At 59.5% G+C, this 17,266-nt stretch carries 14 protein-coding genes; 10 read left to right on the plus strand and 4 right to left on the minus strand.

Translation table 11 applies throughout. The features are described from left to right. Positions 1 to 33: 33 nt before the first annotated feature. The 3 genes from secA (at position 34) to AC6GQJ_RS11305 (ending at position 5,423) form a co-directional block, all read left to right on the plus strand. On the plus strand, positions 34 to 2,733 hold the full coding sequence (gene secA, locus AC6GQJ_RS11295; RefSeq protein ID WP_500768245.1) for a preprotein translocase subunit SecA: 2,700 nt from the start codon (positions 34 to 36) through the stop codon (positions 2,731 to 2,733). A 106-nt stretch (positions 2,734 to 2,839) separates the two neighbouring features. Next, positions 2,840 to 3,847 (plus strand): hypothetical protein, encoded by a 1,008-nt coding sequence (locus AC6GQJ_RS11300; protein ID WP_500768247.1) that lies wholly within the window; start codon positions 2,840 to 2,842, stop codon positions 3,845 to 3,847. Between the two features lie 22 nt (positions 3,848 to 3,869). Beyond that, positions 3,870 to 5,423 carry a phosphate ABC transporter substrate-binding/OmpA family protein gene (locus AC6GQJ_RS11305; RefSeq protein ID WP_500768249.1) on the plus strand — a complete coding sequence of 518 codons (1,554 nt, stop codon included), beginning with the start codon at positions 3,870 to 3,872 and terminating at the stop codon, positions 5,421 to 5,423. A 7-nt stretch (positions 5,424 to 5,430) separates the two neighbouring features. On the opposite strand, the gene radC is transcribed toward AC6GQJ_RS11305, so the two are convergent. The 3 genes from radC to dnaK form a co-directional block, all read right to left on the minus strand. Continuing rightward, the gene (gene radC, locus AC6GQJ_RS11310; protein ID WP_500768251.1) at positions 5,431 to 6,180 is read right to left on the minus strand and encodes a RadC family protein; all 750 of its coding nucleotides are present in this window, start codon (positions 6,178 to 6,180) and stop codon (positions 5,431 to 5,433) included. A gap of 122 nt (positions 6,181 to 6,302) precedes the next feature. After that, the gene (dnaJ, locus tag AC6GQJ_RS11315) at positions 6,303 to 7,460 is read right to left on the minus strand and encodes a molecular chaperone DnaJ (RefSeq protein WP_500768253.1); all 1,158 of its coding nucleotides are present in this window, start codon (positions 7,458 to 7,460) and stop codon (positions 6,303 to 6,305) included. An 81-nt stretch (positions 7,461 to 7,541) separates the two neighbouring features. Further along, a complete protein-coding gene (gene dnaK, locus AC6GQJ_RS11320) occupies positions 7,542 to 9,455 on the minus strand; it encodes a molecular chaperone DnaK (protein WP_500768256.1) in 1,914 nt (637 codons plus the stop codon). A gap of 193 nt (positions 9,456 to 9,648) precedes the next feature. On the opposite strand from dnaK, the gene AC6GQJ_RS11325 reads away from it, so the two are divergent. Further along, entirely contained in the window at positions 9,649 to 10,248 is a 600-nt protein-coding gene (locus tag AC6GQJ_RS11325; protein ID WP_500768258.1) for an alpha-ketoglutarate-dependent dioxygenase AlkB family protein, read from the plus strand. A gap of 13 nt (positions 10,249 to 10,261) precedes the next feature. Here AC6GQJ_RS11325 and AC6GQJ_RS11330 read toward each other — a convergent pair whose 3' ends face one another. Continuing rightward, positions 10,262 to 11,083 carry an ABC transporter permease gene (locus tag AC6GQJ_RS11330; protein ID WP_500768260.1) on the minus strand — a complete coding sequence of 274 codons (822 nt, stop codon included), beginning with the start codon at positions 11,081 to 11,083 and terminating at the stop codon, positions 10,262 to 10,264. Between the two features lie 118 nt (positions 11,084 to 11,201). Between AC6GQJ_RS11330 and cysQ the strand changes: the two genes are divergently transcribed. From cysQ to AC6GQJ_RS11360, 6 genes are all read left to right on the plus strand, one after another. Further along, positions 11,202 to 11,999: a 3'(2'),5'-bisphosphate nucleotidase CysQ gene (gene cysQ / locus AC6GQJ_RS11335; protein ID WP_500768262.1), complete on the plus strand. Its 798-nt coding sequence runs from the start codon at positions 11,202 to 11,204 to the stop codon at positions 11,997 to 11,999. After that, entirely contained in the window at positions 11,999 to 12,799 is an 801-nt protein-coding gene (locus AC6GQJ_RS11340) for a 3-deoxy-manno-octulosonate cytidylyltransferase (RefSeq protein ID WP_500768264.1), read from the plus strand. The genes cysQ and AC6GQJ_RS11340 overlap by 1 nt, the downstream gene beginning before the upstream one ends. Next, positions 12,796 to 14,028, plus strand: coding sequence for a glycosyltransferase family 2 protein (locus tag AC6GQJ_RS11345; RefSeq protein WP_500768266.1), 1,233 nt, complete (start codon positions 12,796 to 12,798; stop codon positions 14,026 to 14,028). The genes AC6GQJ_RS11340 and AC6GQJ_RS11345 overlap by 4 nt, the downstream gene beginning before the upstream one ends. Before the next feature lie 134 nt (positions 14,029 to 14,162). Further along, positions 14,163 to 15,056, plus strand: a complete 894-nt coding sequence (gene galU / locus AC6GQJ_RS11350; RefSeq protein WP_500768268.1) for a UTP--glucose-1-phosphate uridylyltransferase GalU — start codon at positions 14,163 to 14,165, stop codon at positions 15,054 to 15,056. A 15-nt stretch (positions 15,057 to 15,071) separates the two neighbouring features. Continuing rightward, a complete protein-coding gene (galE, locus tag AC6GQJ_RS11355; RefSeq protein WP_500768270.1) occupies positions 15,072 to 16,055 on the plus strand; it encodes a UDP-glucose 4-epimerase GalE in 984 nt (327 codons plus the stop codon). 37 nt (positions 16,056 to 16,092) lie between these two features. Beyond that, positions 16,093 to 17,214, plus strand: a complete 1,122-nt coding sequence (locus AC6GQJ_RS11360; protein WP_500768272.1) for a glycosyltransferase — start codon at positions 16,093 to 16,095, stop codon at positions 17,212 to 17,214. The last annotated feature ends 52 nt before the right edge of the window (positions 17,215 to 17,266 follow it).

A 17,266-nucleotide genomic window follows, 5' to 3' on the forward strand; every position in this document is an offset into this window, starting at 1 on the left:
CTGTACAACATGAATTGATCGGCTGGAGAACGCATGCTCGGTTTCGGAACCCTTACTAAAAAGGTGTTTGGCACGCCTAATGACCGCAAGGTCAAAGCAACGCGAGCAGTGGTCGAGAAGATCAACGCGCTAGAGCCCGAGTTCGAGGCGCTGAGCGATGAGGCGCTGAAAGACAAGACCGAAGCCTTGGCAAAACGCGCCATGAGCGGTGAAAGTCTGGACGATCTTCTGCCCGAGGCGTTTGCCAACTGCCGCGAGGCCGCCCGCCGGACCTTGGGCCTGCGCGCCTATGATACCCAGTTGCTTGGCGCGATCTTCCTGCATCAGGGCAACATCGCCGAACAGAAGACGGGTGAGGGCAAGACCCTGACCGCGACCTTTGCGTGCTATCTGAACGCGCTGACGGGCAAGGGCGTGCATGTTGTCACCGTGAACGACTATCTGGTGCAGCGTGACGCGGAATGGATGGGCAAGGTGTTTGCCACCTTGGGCCTGACCACCGGCGTCGCCATCGCTGGCATGACCGAAGAAGACAAGCGTGCGGCCTATGCCTGCGACGTAACCTATGCCACGAATAACGAACTTGGCTTTGACTACCTGCGCGACAACATGAAGCCGAGCATCGCCGAAATGGTGCAGCGCGGCCATAACTTTGCCGTTGTGGACGAGGTGGACAGCATCCTGATCGACGAAGCGCGTACGCCGCTTATCATCTCCGGTCCGTTGCAGGACCGTTCCGAGATGTATGTGACCATCGACGCGATCATTCCCCTGATCGAAGATGGCCATTTTGAGCTGGACGAGAAACAGCGCAGCGTGACCTTTACCGATGACGGCAACGAGTTCCTCGAGGAACAGTTGCGCGCACGTGGCCTGATCGAAGAAGGCGCGTCGCTGTATGATCCCGAAAGCACGTCCATCGTGCACCACGTCAACCAAGGTCTGCGCGCGCACAAGCTGTTCAAGAAAGACAAGGATTACATCGTTCGGGGGGGCGAGATTGTCCTGATCGACGAATTCACAGGCCGCATGATGGCGGGCCGCCGCCTGTCGGATGGTCTGCATCAGGCCATCGAGGCCAAGGAAAATGTCAAGATCCAGCCGGAGAACCAGACGCTCGCCTCTGTCACGTTCCAGAACTATTTCCGCCTGTATAACAAGCTGGCCGGTATGACAGGGACCGCCGCGACCGAAGCCGAGGAATTCAGCGAAATCTACGGTCTGGGCGTGGTCGAAGTGCCAACGAACAAGCCGATTGCCCGCGTTGACGAGGACGATCAGGTATTCCGCACCGCCGCCGAGAAATACAAGGCGATGGTTCAGGAGATCAAGAAAGCGCACGAAAAGGGCCAGCCGGTTCTTGTCGGCACGACCTCCATCGAAAAGTCCGAGATGTTCGCGCAGGCGCTTGCTGCCGAAGGCATCCCGCACAACGTCCTGAACGCCCGCCAGCACGAGAAAGAGGCGCAGATCATCGCGGATGCAGGCAAACTGGGCGCGGTCACAATCGCGACCAACATGGCCGGACGCGGCACCGACATCCAGTTGGGCGGCAACGTCGAAATGAAAGTGCTTGAGGCGATCACCGCCGATCCAGAGGCCGATCCCGCCGCCCTGCGCGCACGGATCGAAGCCGAGCACGAAGACGAAAAGCAGAAAGTATTGGCCGCTGGCGGTCTGTATGTTCTGGCCTCTGAACGCCACGAAAGCCGCCGCATCGACAACCAGTTGCGCGGTCGTTCAGGCCGTCAGGGCGATCCGGGGCGTACGTCCTTCTACCTCAGCCTCGAAGACGATTTGATGCGCATCTTCGGCTCTGACCGTCTGGACCGCGTGCTCAAGACGCTTGGCCTTGAAGAGGGCGAAGCGATTGTGCACCCATGGGTCAACAAGTCGCTCGAACGGGCGCAGGCCAAGGTCGAAGGCCGCAACTTTGACATCCGCAAACAGCTTCTGAAATTCGACGACGTGATGAACGACCAGCGTAAGGTCGTGTTCAGCCAGCGCCGCGAGATCATGGAAGCCGAGGACCTGTCCGAGATCGTGGCCGACATGCGCGATCAGGTGGTGGACGATCTGATTGACCAGTACCTGCCACAAGGCAGCTATGCCGACCAGTGGGATGGTGAGGGGCTGTATGCCGCTGCCATCGAACAGTTGGGCGTGGATGCGCCCGTGATGGCATGGTGCGAGGAAGAAGGCGTAGACGACGAACAGGTGCGCGAGCGCCTGATCGAAGCGAGCGACGCCCTGCTGGCCCAAAAGGCCGAAGCGTTCGGTCCCGAGAACATGCGCAGCATCGAAAAGCAGCTGCTGTTGCAGGCAATCGATACCAAGTGGCGCGAGCATCTTCTAACGCTTGAACACCTCCGCTCGGTTGTGGGTTTCCGCAGCTATGCGCAGCGTGATCCGCTGAACGAGTATAAGAACGAAGCGTTCCAGTTGTTCGAGGCGATGCTTGACAGCCTGCGCACCGAAGTGACGCAGAAACTGTCGATGATCCGCCCGATGACGGACGAGGAACGCCAGAAGATGCTGGCCGATATCGCGGCCCAGCAGGCTGCGGCCACCCAAGCTGCCGAACCGGAATCGCCCCCGTCGCCCACGGCGGATGCGGTCGATAACGGCTTTGATGAAAACGATCAAAGCACGTGGGGCAACCCCGGTCGGAATGAACCCTGCCCCTGCGGGTCGGGGAATAAGTTCAAGCATTGTCACGGGCGGCTGGCCTAACCGCCCGCCCCAATTCTGCCCCAAAGACTCCGCGCGGCCGTCATAAGACAGCCGCGTTGGCCTGTCAGTTTCTGCCTGAACCAATCCGCTAAGGGGGAGTCGGGCAGTGAAACACGTCAAGGAAATCGGAACAGCGGTCGGCACGCTGGTGATCGCGGCTGGCATCGGCTTTGTCATGCAAAGCAGCGAGGCCGCCGAGGAACATTACGGCAAGGCAGCGCGCCCTGTTGTGGCAGGCCCTGTCGCGGAACCTGAAACCGATCTGGAAAACGCGGCCAGTGCAGACATCCTGTTGCAAGTGCAGGGCGTGCAACTGACTTCGGCCAGCGACACGGTGGGTGTAGACATGCCCTCTGCCGTGACGGGGGTGCAGCGCACTGCCGCACCAGCGACCGATATGCCGCCCGCACCTGATGACCTGCCAGAGGCCGAAGGCTGTGATGCCATCGCGACTGCAACGCCTGTCGCAGGCGCGTTGGTTAACCTGTCGCTTGAGGCACCTTGCGCGCCGAACGAACGGCTGACCGTGCACCACAACGGCATGATGTTTTCCGAAACCACAGACAATGACGGCGCACTGTTCGTCACCGTGCCCGCCCTAACCGAACAGGCCGTGTTCATCATGGCATTTTCCAATGGCGACGGCGCTGTGGCTCAGGCCACTGTTAGCGACATCGCGACCTATGACCGTGTGGTGCTGCAATGGCGCGGCGACTCGGGCTTTGAACTGCACGCCCGTGAATTCGGGGCCGATTACGGCGACGCGGGCCATATCTGGTCCGGTGCGCAGCAGGATCTTGTGGCGCTTACCACGGGTGACAGTGGTGTGACCCTGCGTCTGGGCGACACGGCACTGGCCGAACCACTGATGGCCGAGGTCTACAGTTTTCCCAGCGGGGTGTCGAAACAGTCCGGCACCGTGGACCTGAGCGTTGAGGCCGAAGTGACCGCGCACAATTGCGGTGTCGAGATTGAGGCGCAATCGCTGGAGATGTTGGCAGGTGGTCGCATGAAATCGCAGGATTTGAGCCTGTCCGTGCCACAATGTGATGCGATCGGCAGCTTTCTTGTGTTGAACAATCTTGTCTCAGACCTGAAAGTCGCCAGCAACTGAGTGTTGCAACAAAGGGCTTACTATGGCTTGGGCGCGTGCGGCGATTTTCGCCGCACTTTCTTTTTGGGCCTCCGCGCTGATGGCGCAGGACGTGACGCTGACCTCGCCTGATGGGCAGGTGGAGTTGAGCGGCACGTTGTTGGGCTTTGACGGTGAATTCTATCGCATCCAGACGGTCTATGGCGAGTTGACGGTCGATGGGTCGGGTGTGCTGTGCGACGGTCCCGCCTGCCCGAACCTGCAGGACTTCGTGGCCGAAGTGTCGATTTCCGGTTCTTCCACCATGGGGGCGGTGCTGGTGCCTGCCCTGATCGAAGGGTTCGCACTGCGCAACAGCTATACGGTGCGGCGCGAGGCGACCGAATATTCGGGACTGATGTTCGAACTGGCGAACGAGGCGACGCAAAAGCCCGTGGCCCGGTTCTATATCCAAGTGTCTACCACCGACGAAGGGTTTGCCGACCTGTTGGCCAATGACGCCGATATGGTCATGGCGCTGCGCGAAATACGCCCCGAGGAACGCCAGCGCGCCCGCGAGGCGGGGATGGGCGATATGACGGACGCCAATCGCAGTCGCGTTCTGGCGCTGGATGCGATGGTGCCGATTGTGTCGCCGACCAACCCTGTGAACAGCATCTCGCCTCAGGCATTGGCGCAGGTTTTTGCGGGGCAGATCACGAATTGGCAGGCCCTTGGCGGGGCGGACGCGCCAATCGTGCTGCATCTTCCCGGAGAGCGCACGGGACTGGGCCAGTCGATCGAAGACAAGGTCATGGGGCCTGTGCGCGCCACGTTCGCGGAGGGCATCCGCCGTCATGATAGAGCGAGCGAGGTGGTCGAAGCGGTTCTGGACGATCCGTTCGCCTTTGGTATCGCCAGTTTTGCGGAAACGGGGAATGCCCGCGCCCTTACCCTGACGGGGGAATGCGGGTTCTCGCTGCGCGCAGCGCGGGGCACGATCAAGACCGAAGATTATCCTCTGACCGCGCCGATGTTCCTGTATATGCCCGCACGGCGACTGCCGAAGATCGCGCGCGAATTGCTGGCCTATATGCGGGGGCCGTCGGCGCAAATCGTCATCCGGCGCGCCGGTTTTGTGGATCAGGCTCCCGAAGAGGTGTCAATCAATGAACAGGGCTATCGCTTTGCCAATGCTGTTACTTCGGCAGGGCCCGAGGTGCCGCTGGAAGAGTTGCAGCGCATGACGCGCACCCTCTATGGCATGGCGCGGCTGACCACCTCGTTCCGGTTCGAGGCGGGGTCGGTGCGCCTTGATGCGCAATCGCGTTCGAACGTGCAGCAACTGGCCCGCGCGCTTGAACAGGGCACCTATGATTCGCGCCAGTTGCGTCTGGTCGGCTTTAGCGATGGTGACGGTCCCGCGACGGCGAACCGGGAGATTGCCTTACGCCGTGCCGAGGCGGTGAAACGCGCCCTTGTACGCGCCGCAGAGACGGTGAACTTCGACCGCATCGACATAGGTGTTGACGCCTTCGGAGAGGCATTGCCCATGGCCTGCGACGACAGCGCGTGGGGTCGGCAGGCCAACCGCCGCGTCGAGGTCTGGGTGCGCTAATATTGCCTCACAGGTAGCCTGCGGCTTTGAAACTAAGCTCGCGCGATTTGCCGACGATCAGGTGGTCGTGCAACGTCAGCCCCAATGCCTCGCAAGCGGCGTCAATCTGTGCTGTCATGTCGATGTCTGACTGGCTGGGCGTGGGGTCACCTGACGGGTGATTGTGCACAAGGATCAGCGCCGAGGCGTTCAGTTCCAGCGCACGCTTTGCCACCTCGCGGGGATAGACGGGCACGTGATCCACGGTGCCTTTTCCCTGCGCCTCGTCCGCGATCAGCACGTTCTTGCGGTCCAGAAACAGCACGCGGAACTGTTCGGTTTCGCGGTGCGCCATTGTGGTGTGGCAATAATCAACCAGCGCATCCCAGCTTGAGATCGCGTGCATGTTGAGAACCTTGGAACGCGCCAGCCGCTGCGCCGCCGCTTCGACAATCTTGAGTTCGGTAATCACTGCATCGCCAACCCCTTTCACCTCGGCAAGGCGCTTGGCAGGGGCGGACACCACGCGATTGAAATCGCCAAATGTCTCGATCAGCAGATGAGCAAGGGGTTTGACGTCCTGACGCGGGATGGCGCGGAACAGGACAAGTTCCAGCACCTCGTAATCTGGCATTGCATCCGCACCGCCCGCCATGAACCGCGTGCGCAACCGTTTGCGGTGATCCGCCATGTAGGACGGCGTGCGCCCGGCCGGTATTGGCACAGGGTCCGCTTCGTCAAAATCGAAAGGGAGGGATTGTTCAGCGAATTGGGACATGGTCAGAGCATGCCCATCGTCGGTTAGCGGAAGGTTAACGCCCGAGAAAAACCCGCGTCAGCCGCCACTTGTCTGCCATGGGCAGAGAGGCAAGGCGGATCGCAACCCGCCTTACCTGAAACTTAGCCCTTCATCGTATCCCAGAAGGATTTGACCGAAGAAAAGAAGCTGCTGGATTCAGGGTTATTTTCTGAACTCAGCTCTTCGAACTCGCGCAGCAGTTCCTTTTGACGGCTGGTCAGGTTCACCGGCGTTTCGACCGCCAGTTCGATGAACATGTCACCCTGACCGCCCCCGCGCAGCGCGGGCATCCCTTTGGAGCGCAGACGCATCTGGCGACCCGATTGCGAGCCCGCAGGGATCTGCACCCGACCGCGGCCACCGTCGATGGTAGGCACCTCAATCGACCCACCCAAGGCGGCCGTGCTCATCGATACGGGTACGCGGCAGAACAGGTTGTTGCCGTCGCGTTCGAACAGATCGTGCGCCGCCACATCAATAAAGATGTAAAGATCGCCCGAAGGTCCGCCGCGCATACCGGCTTCGCCCTCGCCAGCAAGGCGGATGCGCGTGCCGGTTTCAACACCTGCGGGGATGTTGACGTTCAAAGAGCGTTCTTTTTCCACACGCCCTGCGCCGCCACAGGATTTACAGGGGTTCTGGATGATCTGGCCAAGGCCGGAACAGGTCGGACAGGTCCGTTCGACCGTAAAGAACCCTTGTTGCGCGCGGACCTTGCCCATGCCGGAACAGGTGGGGCAGGTTGTCGGCTCGGACCCGCCTTCGGCACCCGATCCATCACAGCTGTTGCACGAGACTGAGGTAGGAACGTTGATGGTCTTTTGCATGCCCGCATAGGCGTCTTCGAGGCTGACCCGAAGGTTGTAGCGCAGATCGGACCCACGCGCCGCACGGCGTCCGCCACCCTGACCACGCTGGCCGCCCATGAAGTCGCCGAACAGATCATCGAACACATCGGAAAAGGCCGAGCCGAAGTCGCCCTGCTGGCCATGAAAGCCGCCACCGGGTCGTCCGCCACCGCCGCCCATACCGCCCTCGAATGCGGCATGACCATAGCGGTCATAGGCTGCTTTCTTGTCGGGGTCTTTCAGGACTTCGTAGGCTTCGTTGGCCTCTTTGAATTCGGCTTCTGCCTCGGGCCGGTCGGTGTTCCGGTCGGGGTGCAGTTCCTTGGCCTTGGTACGATAGCCTTTTTTGATCTCTTCTGCGGTGGCGCCTTTTTTGACGCCAAGCACTTCGTAATAATCACGTTTTGCCATGGATTACATCCTTTAGCTGGAACGTCTGGGGCCGGCCCGTGGTGGACCGGCCCCTTGATTGGTTCCCGTTGCGGCGCAAATTTACGCGCGCTTGTCGTTGTCCAGATCTTCGAACTCGGCGTCGACGATATCGTCATCATCGGAACCGCGTGGTTCATCCGCACCGGTTGGCTCTTCGCCGGCTTCTTCCTGAGCCGCCTTATAAATCGCCTCTCCCAGCTTCATGGCCGATTCAGTGACGTTCTGGATGCCCGACTTGATCTTGTCGACGTTGTCGGTTTCCAGTTCGTCCTTCAGCGCGGCAATCGCCAGTTCGATGGCTTCGACGGTGGTTGGATCAACCTTGTCCGAATGCTCTTCCACCGACTTCTCGGTCGAGTGGATGAGGCTTTCGGCCTGGTTTTTCGCCTCGATCAACTCGCGACGTTCCTTGTCCGCCTCGGCGTTGTCTTCGGCGTCCTTGACCATCTGTTCGATGTCCGCATCTGACAGGCCGCCCGACGCTTGGATCGTAATCTGCTGTTCTTTGCCGGTGCCTTTGTCTTTGGCCCCGACCGACACGATGCCGTTGGCGTCGATGTCAAAGGTCACTTCGATCTGTGGCATGCCACGTGGCGCTGGTGGAATGTTTTCAAGGTTGAATGCACCCAGCAGTTTGTTGTCCTGCGCCATCTCGCGCTCACCTTGGAACACGCGGATCGTCACCGCGTTTTGGTTGTCCTCAGCAGTCGAGAAGATCTGCGACTTTTTCGTCGGGATTGTGGTGTTGCGGTCGATCAGACGGGTGAACACGCCACCCAGCGTTTCGATACCCAGCGACAGCGGTGTCACGTCCAGCAGAACCACGTCTTTGACGTCGCCCTGAAGAACACCGGCCTGAATGGCGGCACCCATGGCAACAACTTCGTCAGGGTTCACACCTTTGTGCGGCTCTTTGCCAAAGAACTTGGTCACTTCTTCGACCACTTTGGGCATACGGGTCATACCACCGACCAGAACGACTTCGTCGATGTCGGAGGCGGACAGGCCCGCGTCTTTGAGCGCTGCGGCGCAAGGCTTCATCGACGCCTTGATCAGATCGCCAACGAGGCTTTCCAGTTTGGCGCGCGTCAGCTTCATCACCATGTGCAGCGGCTGACCGTTGCTGCCCATCGAGATGAAGGGCTGGTTGATTTCTGTCTGGCTGGACGAGGACAGTTCGATCTTGGCTTTCTCGGCAGCTTCTTTCAGACGCTGCAGGGCCATCTTGTCCTGAGTCAGGTCGACGGAGTGCTCTTTCTTGAACTCGTCGGCGAGGTAGTTGACGATGCGCATGTCAAAGTCTTCACCACCAAGGAAGGTGTCGCCGTTTGTCGATTTCACTTCGAACAGGCCATCGTCGATTTCGAGGATGGTCACGTCGAATGTACCGCCGCCAAGGTCATAGACCGCGATGGTTTGCGAGTTTTCCTTGTCCAGACCATAGGCCAGGGCAGCAGCAGTCGGTTCGTTGATGATCCGCAGCACTTCGAGGCCGGCAATCTTGCCCGCGTCCTTGGTGGCCTGACGCTGTGCGTCGTTGAAGTAGGCAGGAACGGTGATAACCGCCTGATTCACTTCCTCACCAAGGTAGGACTCGGCTGTTTCTTTCATCTTGCCCAGAATGAATGCGGAAATCTGGCTGGGCGAGTATTTCTCACCACGGGCTTCGACCCATGCGTCGCCGTTGCCGCCGTCAATCACGTTGAACGGCAGGTTTTTCTTGTCTTTTGCCAGATCCGCATCGTCATTGCGGCGACCGACAAGGCGTTTCACGCCGAAAATTGTGTTGTCTGGGTTGGTGACCGCTTGACGCTTGGCGGGCTGGCCGACAAGGCGCTCGCTTTCGGTGAAGGCAACGATCGACGGGGTTGTCCGTGCGCCTTCTGCGTTCTCGATCACGCGTGGCTGGCTGCCGTCCATGATGGCGATGCAGCTGTTTGTAGTTCCGAGGTCAATACCAATTACTTTGGCCATGTTTTTCGATCCCTTTTTTAAGCTCAAGGCGATGACACGAAGCGGCGACCCGAAGTCGGCATCGACGCCACGATTAGGTTTGCGCAAGATTCCTTGCGCGCTGGGCCGTATATAAGGAGGGTGTTTTCGCGCTGCAACCTTTGGGGCGGGGTGTTATCTGGCAAAATTTGCACAAACAGGGGGCGCGGGGGATATGCGGGCAAACATTCGGGGTTTCGACATCTATAAGGGCCATCTTGATGCTGCCGCCCAAGCTGCTTTGGTGGCCGATATACGCGCTGTTGCACAGGCCGCGCCGATGTTTTCGCCCCAGACCCCTTATGGCAAACCGATGACGGTGCGCATGACCTCTGCCGGTGATGTCGGGTGGTATGCAGATCGCACCGGCTACCGCTATGCGCCACGCCATCCGGACGGGATGGAATGGCCCCCGATCCCTGCGGCGGTTCTTGACCTGTGGCATGATCTGACCGGACTGGAACGCGCGCCGGATTGCTGTTTGATCAACTACTATGGTGAAGGCGCGCGCATGGGCATGCATCAAGACCGTGACGAGGCCGACTTTAGCTGGCCTGTTCTGTCCCTGTCACTTGGGGATGCAGGGTTGTTCCGGATCGGTAACACCACACGCGGCGGCAAGACTGAATCAATCTGGCTGGAAAGCGGCGATGTGGTGGTGATGGGTGGCGATGCGCGCCTTACCTATCACGGGGTGGACCGGATCAGGTTCGGATCGTCGTCGCTGTTGCCCAAGGGCGGGCGGATCAACCTGACCTGTCGGGTAGTGGGGTAGGCGGCCCGCGCCCCTAGCGCCGTGCGCCCCAACTGATCGACGCGTGACGGCGGGTATAGAATTCGCCCATAAGTCCGACCATCAACAGCACCACACCGACCCAGAACGCATATTCCCAAGAAGAATAGCGCGGGTTGTAGTTGATGAACGTATAGCCGCGCGCCTGATCAATAGTGTGGAACAACGGGTTCCAGTCAAACATCGCCAGCATGAAGCCAGGCAAAGTGTTGGCCACGAACATCTTGCCCGAGGCGATCATGTTCGCCCGCTGATAAATCTGTGTGAACACCGACACGAAGGTCGGGAACCAAGGTTTGATCGCCAGCAGCACAAGGCCGAGCGCCGCACCCGTGAACCACGCAAGCATCAACATTGCGAAGGCGGAAAACGGATCCTCAATCTCGAACGGGGTGAAGGCGACGTGGTAGATGAACAGGATCATGAACAGCGACAGCAACTGGATATAGAGCGCACCCAAAGCTGCCGAACAGATCGACACAATCGTATTCATCGGGGCGTGCAACATCATCGGACTGGCCGGCCCTTCGGAGCCAACCACCGCACCCAGCGTTTTGGTGTGGGTCATGTAAAGGAAGATGCCCGTCATGATGTACAGCAGGAAATCGCCCCTGATCGCAGCCCCGCGCAGCCCCAGCACCGAGAACATCACGTAAAAGGCCAGCACGAAAATCACGACCTGCAACATGTTCATGCCGATGGCCATGAACGCATTGTTATGCGCCTTGCGCACAGACCGCACCACCGAATGGTAGATGACCTCGAACATGGCAAAGGCCGAGCCGATGCCGGATTGCGGCTTTCTGGTTTGAAACATATGCGGGCCTGCCTCGGTTGACGCTATGATCGCAGGGAATTCTTGCCGTTCCGTTAGCTGCGCAGCATAAGGGGGGCGGCATGAATTTTCAACAAATGCCGCAACGAGGAACGCTTTTATGAATTACGACGCACTGATCCCTGTCATCCGCAAGCTGGCGCTCGAAGCGGGCGACAAGATCATGGAGATCTATGGCCAAGACGACTTTGACGTCAAAACCAAGTCCGACGACAGCCCTGTCACCGCGGCTGACGAGGCCGCGGATGCGCTGATTTCGGCAGGTCTGCGTGCGGCGTTTCCCGATGTCATGCTGGTAACCGAGGAACAGGCGGCGACCCATTCCACCAGTGGCGACACGTTCCTGATCGTTGATCCATTGGATGGAACCAAGGAATTCGTGCACCGTCGCGGCGATTTCACAGTCAACATCGCGCTGGTCGAAGGCGGAGTGCCGACCCGTGGTGTTGTTTATGCCCCAGCGCGCGGACGTATGTTCTATACTCAAGCCGATGGCCAATCGGTCGAGGAAACCGGCGCGCTGGATAAGGACACCGTGGGCGATGTGACCCCGATGCGCGTGGCGGATTCGGACAATGACGCGCTGCTGGTTGTTGCATCAAAGTCGCACCGTGATCAGGCAACCGACGACTACATCGCTAAATATGCGGTCAAGGACATGAAAAGTGCGGGCTCGTCGCTCAAGTTCTGTCTGGTCGCCACGGGCGAGGCCGACATTTACCCACGCGTTGGCCGCACAATGGAATGGGACACCGCAGCAGGTCACGCGGTTCTGTCCGGCGCTGGCGGTCATGTGGTCCGGTTCGACGATCACAGCCCGCTGACCTATGGCAAGGACGGTTATGCCAATCCGTTCTTCATTGCCTATGCCCCCGCTGTCGATCTGAAGCCTGCATAATGTCGGTCCTGATTGTCATCCCCGCGCGCTATGCCTCGACCCGCTATCCGGGCAAGCCGCTGGTGCCGTTGACCGGCGCCACGGGTGCGGCGCAGACGTTGATCGAACGCAGTTGGCGCGCCGCCATGGGTGTGGCTGGCATCGACCGCGTTGTGGTCGCAACCGATGATGCGCGCATCAAAGAGGCAAGCGAGGCCTTCGGTGCCGAAGTCGTCATGACCTCGGAATCCTGCGCCAACGGAACGGAGCGCTGTGCCGAGGCGCATGAGGCGCTGGGCGGCGGCTATGATGTAGTGGTGAACCTGCAAGGCGACGCACCCCTGACCCCAGCGTGGTTCGTCGAAGGTTTGGTTGCCGGATTGAACGCTGCGCCTGATGCCGAAATCGCAACCCCTGTGCTGCGCTGTGATGGCGGGACGCTGAACGGGCTTCTTGAGGACCGTAAGGCGGGGCGTGTCGGTGGCACGACAGCAGTTTTTGGGGCGCAAAATCAGGGTCTGTACTTCTCCAAAGAGGTGATTCCGTTCACCGCAGCGCAATATGAGGCGGAGGACGAGACACCGGTTTTTCACCATGTCGGTGTCTATGCCTATCGCCCCGCCGCGCTGACCGCGTATCCGACATGGCCAGTCGGTCCGCTTGAGCAGTTGGAAGGGCTTGAGCAGTTGCGGTTTCTGGAAAACGGGCGGCAGGTTCTGTGCGTCGAGGTCGAGGCCCGTGGTCGCCAGTTCTGGGAGTTGAACAACCCGCAGGACGTTCCGAAGCTGGAAGCGATGATGAAACAGATGGGTCTGGAATGACATCACCGCAGGTCAGTGTCGTGGTGGTGAGCCGTGACAGGCCTGCGGCACTTCTGCGTTGCGTAACCGGCCTTGCCCAACTTCAATACAGCCCGTTCGAAATCGTTGTCGTCGCGGATGCCCAAGGCTGTGAAGCTTTGGGCCAGTCCCGTTGGGCGAGTGACATCAAGATTGTGCTATTCGACACGCCCAACATCTCTGAGGCGCGCAACCTTGGGGTCTGCCATGCGGCGGGCGAAATTGTGGCTTTTATCGACGATGACGCCGTCCCCGAACCCGATTGGCTGACGCAGCTGGCCGCGCCATTCTCGCGCGCCGATGTGGGGGCGGCAGGCGGGTTTGTGCGGGGCCGCAACGGCATTTCCTTCCAATGGAAGGCGCGCAGCGTTGATCAGAACGGATACACCGCCCCGCTTGAGGTGGATGTCGAGCACGCCACAGTCCTGCACCCCAAAGGCGGACGCGCGATCAAAACCGAAGGCACCAATATGGCGGTGCGCCGCGACATCCTTGTCGATCTTGAAGGGTTTGAACCTGCCTTTGCCTTCTATCTGGATGAAACCGACCTGAACCTGCGCCTTGCGCGGGCCGGTATTGCCACTGCCATCGTGCCCATGGCCGAAGTGCACCACGGCTTTGCCGCGAGTGTGCGACGGCGTGATGACCGCGTACCGCGTGACCTGTTCGACATCGGGGCCAGTTGGGCGGTGTTCCAGCGTAAATATGTGGTCCAAGCGGCGCGTGCAGATCATTGGAAGGGGATCACCGCCCATGAACGCAAGCGGGTGATGGCGCATATGGTGGCGGGACGGCTGCTGCCCAGCGATGTGCGCCATCTGATGAAACGACTGGCGCAAGGGTACGCGGACGGCACGGCGCGCAAACGCGGAGGTGGGCATGTTTCACGCAGTGCGGTGGCCCCGTTCCGGCGGTTTCCGTCAGTCCAACGCAATAGCGTGTTGCTGTCGGGGCGAATCTGGCAGCGCCGCACCTTGCGTGCCCAAGCGGAAAGACGCGCAAAGGATGGGGAAATTGTAACGCTCATTCTCCTGTCGCATACGGCACTTTTCCATCATATCCGGTTTGATCAACACGGGTATTGGGAACAAAACGGTGGTATGTTTGGCAAATCGGACAGGGACGACCCAATATTCCGGCTGTTCCGCTTCTCGAACCGGATCAAACGCGAATGGCGGAGAGTTGCCAAAAAACGAGGCGCTTTTATTTGAAATGGCCCGCTGCCGCCTCAGGTAGCTGGCCGAAGCTGTTAATCACGGATTAGACATTATCTGATGATTTTCTTATGTCTTAATACAAACATCGCGCAATGCGATGCACGAACCGAAAGAAAGCACGGGTAAGTATGCGTAACAAAGTAACAAAAGCGGTTTTTCCAGTTGCAGGCCTTGGCACACGGTTTTTGCCCGCAACCAAATCGGTTCCAAAAGAGATCATGACCTTGGTGGACCGCCCGTTGATCCAATACGCGATTGACGAGGCACGGGCCGCAGGGATCAAGGAATTCATCTTTGTGACCTCGCGCGGCAAAGGCGCGCTCGAGGATTACTTTGATCACGCGCCCACGCTTGAGCAGGAACTGCGCAAAAAGGGCAAGGACCAGCTTCTTGAGGTGTTGAAAAGCACTAACATGGACAGTGGCGCGATTGCCTACATCCGCCAGCACAAGGCACTGGGACTTGGCCACGCGGTGTGGTGCGCCCGCCGCCTGATCGGGAACGAACCCTTTGCCGTGATCCTGCCCGATGACGTCATTGCCGCCGAAAAACCCTGTTTGCAGCAGATGGTCGAAGCGCACGAAGAAATCGGTGGCAACATGGTTGCTGCGATGGAAGTGCCCGCCGAAAAGGCATCGGCCTACGGTGTTCTGGATATCAAAAGCGAGAACGGCCAGTTGGTCGAGGTCAAAGGCATGGTGGAAAAACCCCCAGCCGGCGAAGCGCCATCGAACCTTGCCGTCATCGGCCGTTACATCCTGACGCCCAACATCCTGAAGTCCCTGAACAAGATCAAAACGGGCGCGGGGGGCGAGGTGCAGTTGACCGACGCCATTGCCAGCGCCATCGGCACCGAAGAAGGCGTCTATGGATACCGCTTTAGCGGGCAGCGTTTCGATTGCGGGTCCAAGTCGGGCTTCTTGCAGGCGACCGTATCCTTTGGCCTGTCCCGTCCCGAACTGCGCGACGACCTTATGGCTTATATTCAGGATGTGGTTCATTTGGATAAAGCTGCAGAATAGGTTCGGAGAGTATCAGTGACCCATGTGTTGGTGACAGGTGGTGCGGGCTATATCGGCTCGCACGCATGCAAGGCGCTGCGCGCTGCCGGTTTTGTTCCTGTCACCTATGACAATCTGGAAACGGGTTGGCAGGATGCGGTCAAATTCGGCCCTTTCGAACGCGGTGATTTGATGGACCGCGCCCGTCTGGACGAAGTGTTCGCCAAATACGCCCCTGTCGCCGTCATGCATTTTGCCGCCCTTAGTCAGGTCGGGGAAAGTATGAAGGAACCGGGACGCTATTGGCGTAACAACGTGCTGGGGTCGCTGACCCTGATCGAGGCGGCGGCGGATGCAGGTTGCCTTGATTTCGTGTTCTCCAGCACCTGCGCAACCTATGGCGATCAGGACAACGTAGTGCTGGACGAAAATAGCGTGCAGCACCCGATCAATGCCTATGGCGCCTCTAAACGCGCGATTGAGGATGTGTTGCGCGATTTCGAGGCCGCTGTTGGCATGCGCCACGTGATCTTCCGCTATTTCAACGTGGCCGGGGCCGATCCGGAGGGCGAGATTGGTGAATTCCATCAGCCGGAAACGCACCTCATTCCGCTGATGCTGGACGCAATCGCAGGCAAGCGGGATGCGCTGACCGTCTATGGCACCGATTACGATACGCCCGATGGCACCTGCATACGTGATTATGTGCATGTGTGCGATCTGGTGGACGCGCATGTCCTGGGCCTGAAATGGCTGAAGGACGGCAAAGGCAGCCGCGTGTTCAACCTTGGCACCGGATCGGGTTTTTCTGTGCGCGAGGTGATCGACCATTCCCGTGCAGTGACGAACCAAGCCGTGCCATATGTCGATGGCGAACGGCGTGCGGGCGACTGTACCAAGCTGGTTTCGGGGTCGACGCGGGCGGAAACCGAACTTGGCTGGCGCCCCACACGGTCGACCCTTGAAACGATGATCACCGATGCATGGAGATGGCACCAAACTGGCCACTACGATACATAATCCACCGCCGGCGCGCCTGCTGGACCTGACAAGGTTGATGCGGCGGGTGGGCAAGGTGCTGACCGGTGTGGATCGCGTCGAATGGGCCTATTTGCGTGCGCTTGTGGATGAGGACGTGCCCTTGTTCGGGCTGATCCGTGCGCAGCTAGGCTATATCCTACTGGACCGAAACGGGATCGAGCAATTGATGCCCGCGCTGGCGGGGCCGGTGCCTGATCTGGCCGCCGATGCACAGCGCCGCCGCACATGGCGCAGGGCGCGCCAACTGTCCATTGGCCGCGTGCCACCGCCGCTGTTGGGGCGGATGTTGCGGGGCGGGTTGCCGCGTGGTGTCTCGTATCTGAACGTCGGGCATTCGAACCTGACAGACCGCGTTCTGGGGGCGTTGCGTGCAATTGATGCGCGTATTTCCGTGTTGATCCATGATGTGATCCCGCTTGAATTTCCGGAATATCAGCGCGACGGATCGGTCCCGCCCTTTGCTGATATGATTGCGCGGGTCGGAGCGCATGCCGATCTGCTGATCTATAACTCCGAAGATACGCGCCTGAAAACCGAGGCGCGGATGGAGACCCCGCCGACCGCGATTGTTGCGCATTTGGGAACAGACAGCGTGCAGGCCGTGCCCGAAGAACTGCCTGACGACTTGACGGTCCAAGGCCCGTTCTTCCTGTGCATCGGTACGATTGAACCCCGAAAGAACCATGCCTTTCTGCTGGATCTCTGGGCCGAGATGGGCGCATCTGCCCCCGATCTGATCATCGCAGGTAGTCGCGGATGGAAGAACGAAGGCGTGTTTGCCCGACTGGATTCCCTGCCAAAAGGTGGTCCTGTCCGCGAGGTGGCGGGCCTGTCGGACGGTGCGCTTGCGGCGCTGATCGAACGGTCAGCCGGCGTTCTGTTCCCCACCCACGCCGAAGGATTTGGCCTGCCCGCGACCGAGGCGGCAATTCGCGGCGTGCCCGTGGTTGTGAACGATCTGCCCGTGTTTCACGAGATACTTGGGGATATACCCATTTACGCAAGCGTTTCAGATCGTTATCTTTGGAAGAACACTATAAAAAAGTTGGCCGACACATGGCCAGACCCACAAAGACCCAAGCAGTATTCGCCGCCAACATGGGACGCGCATTTCAAGGCTGTGTTAAGGTTGACCTGATAGCGGGGGTCTGTCCGCATCGCGCGGCTGGTAAAGGACGGAACTGATTGGG

The organism is Tateyamaria sp. 7Alg 36, from assembly GCF_059882455.1.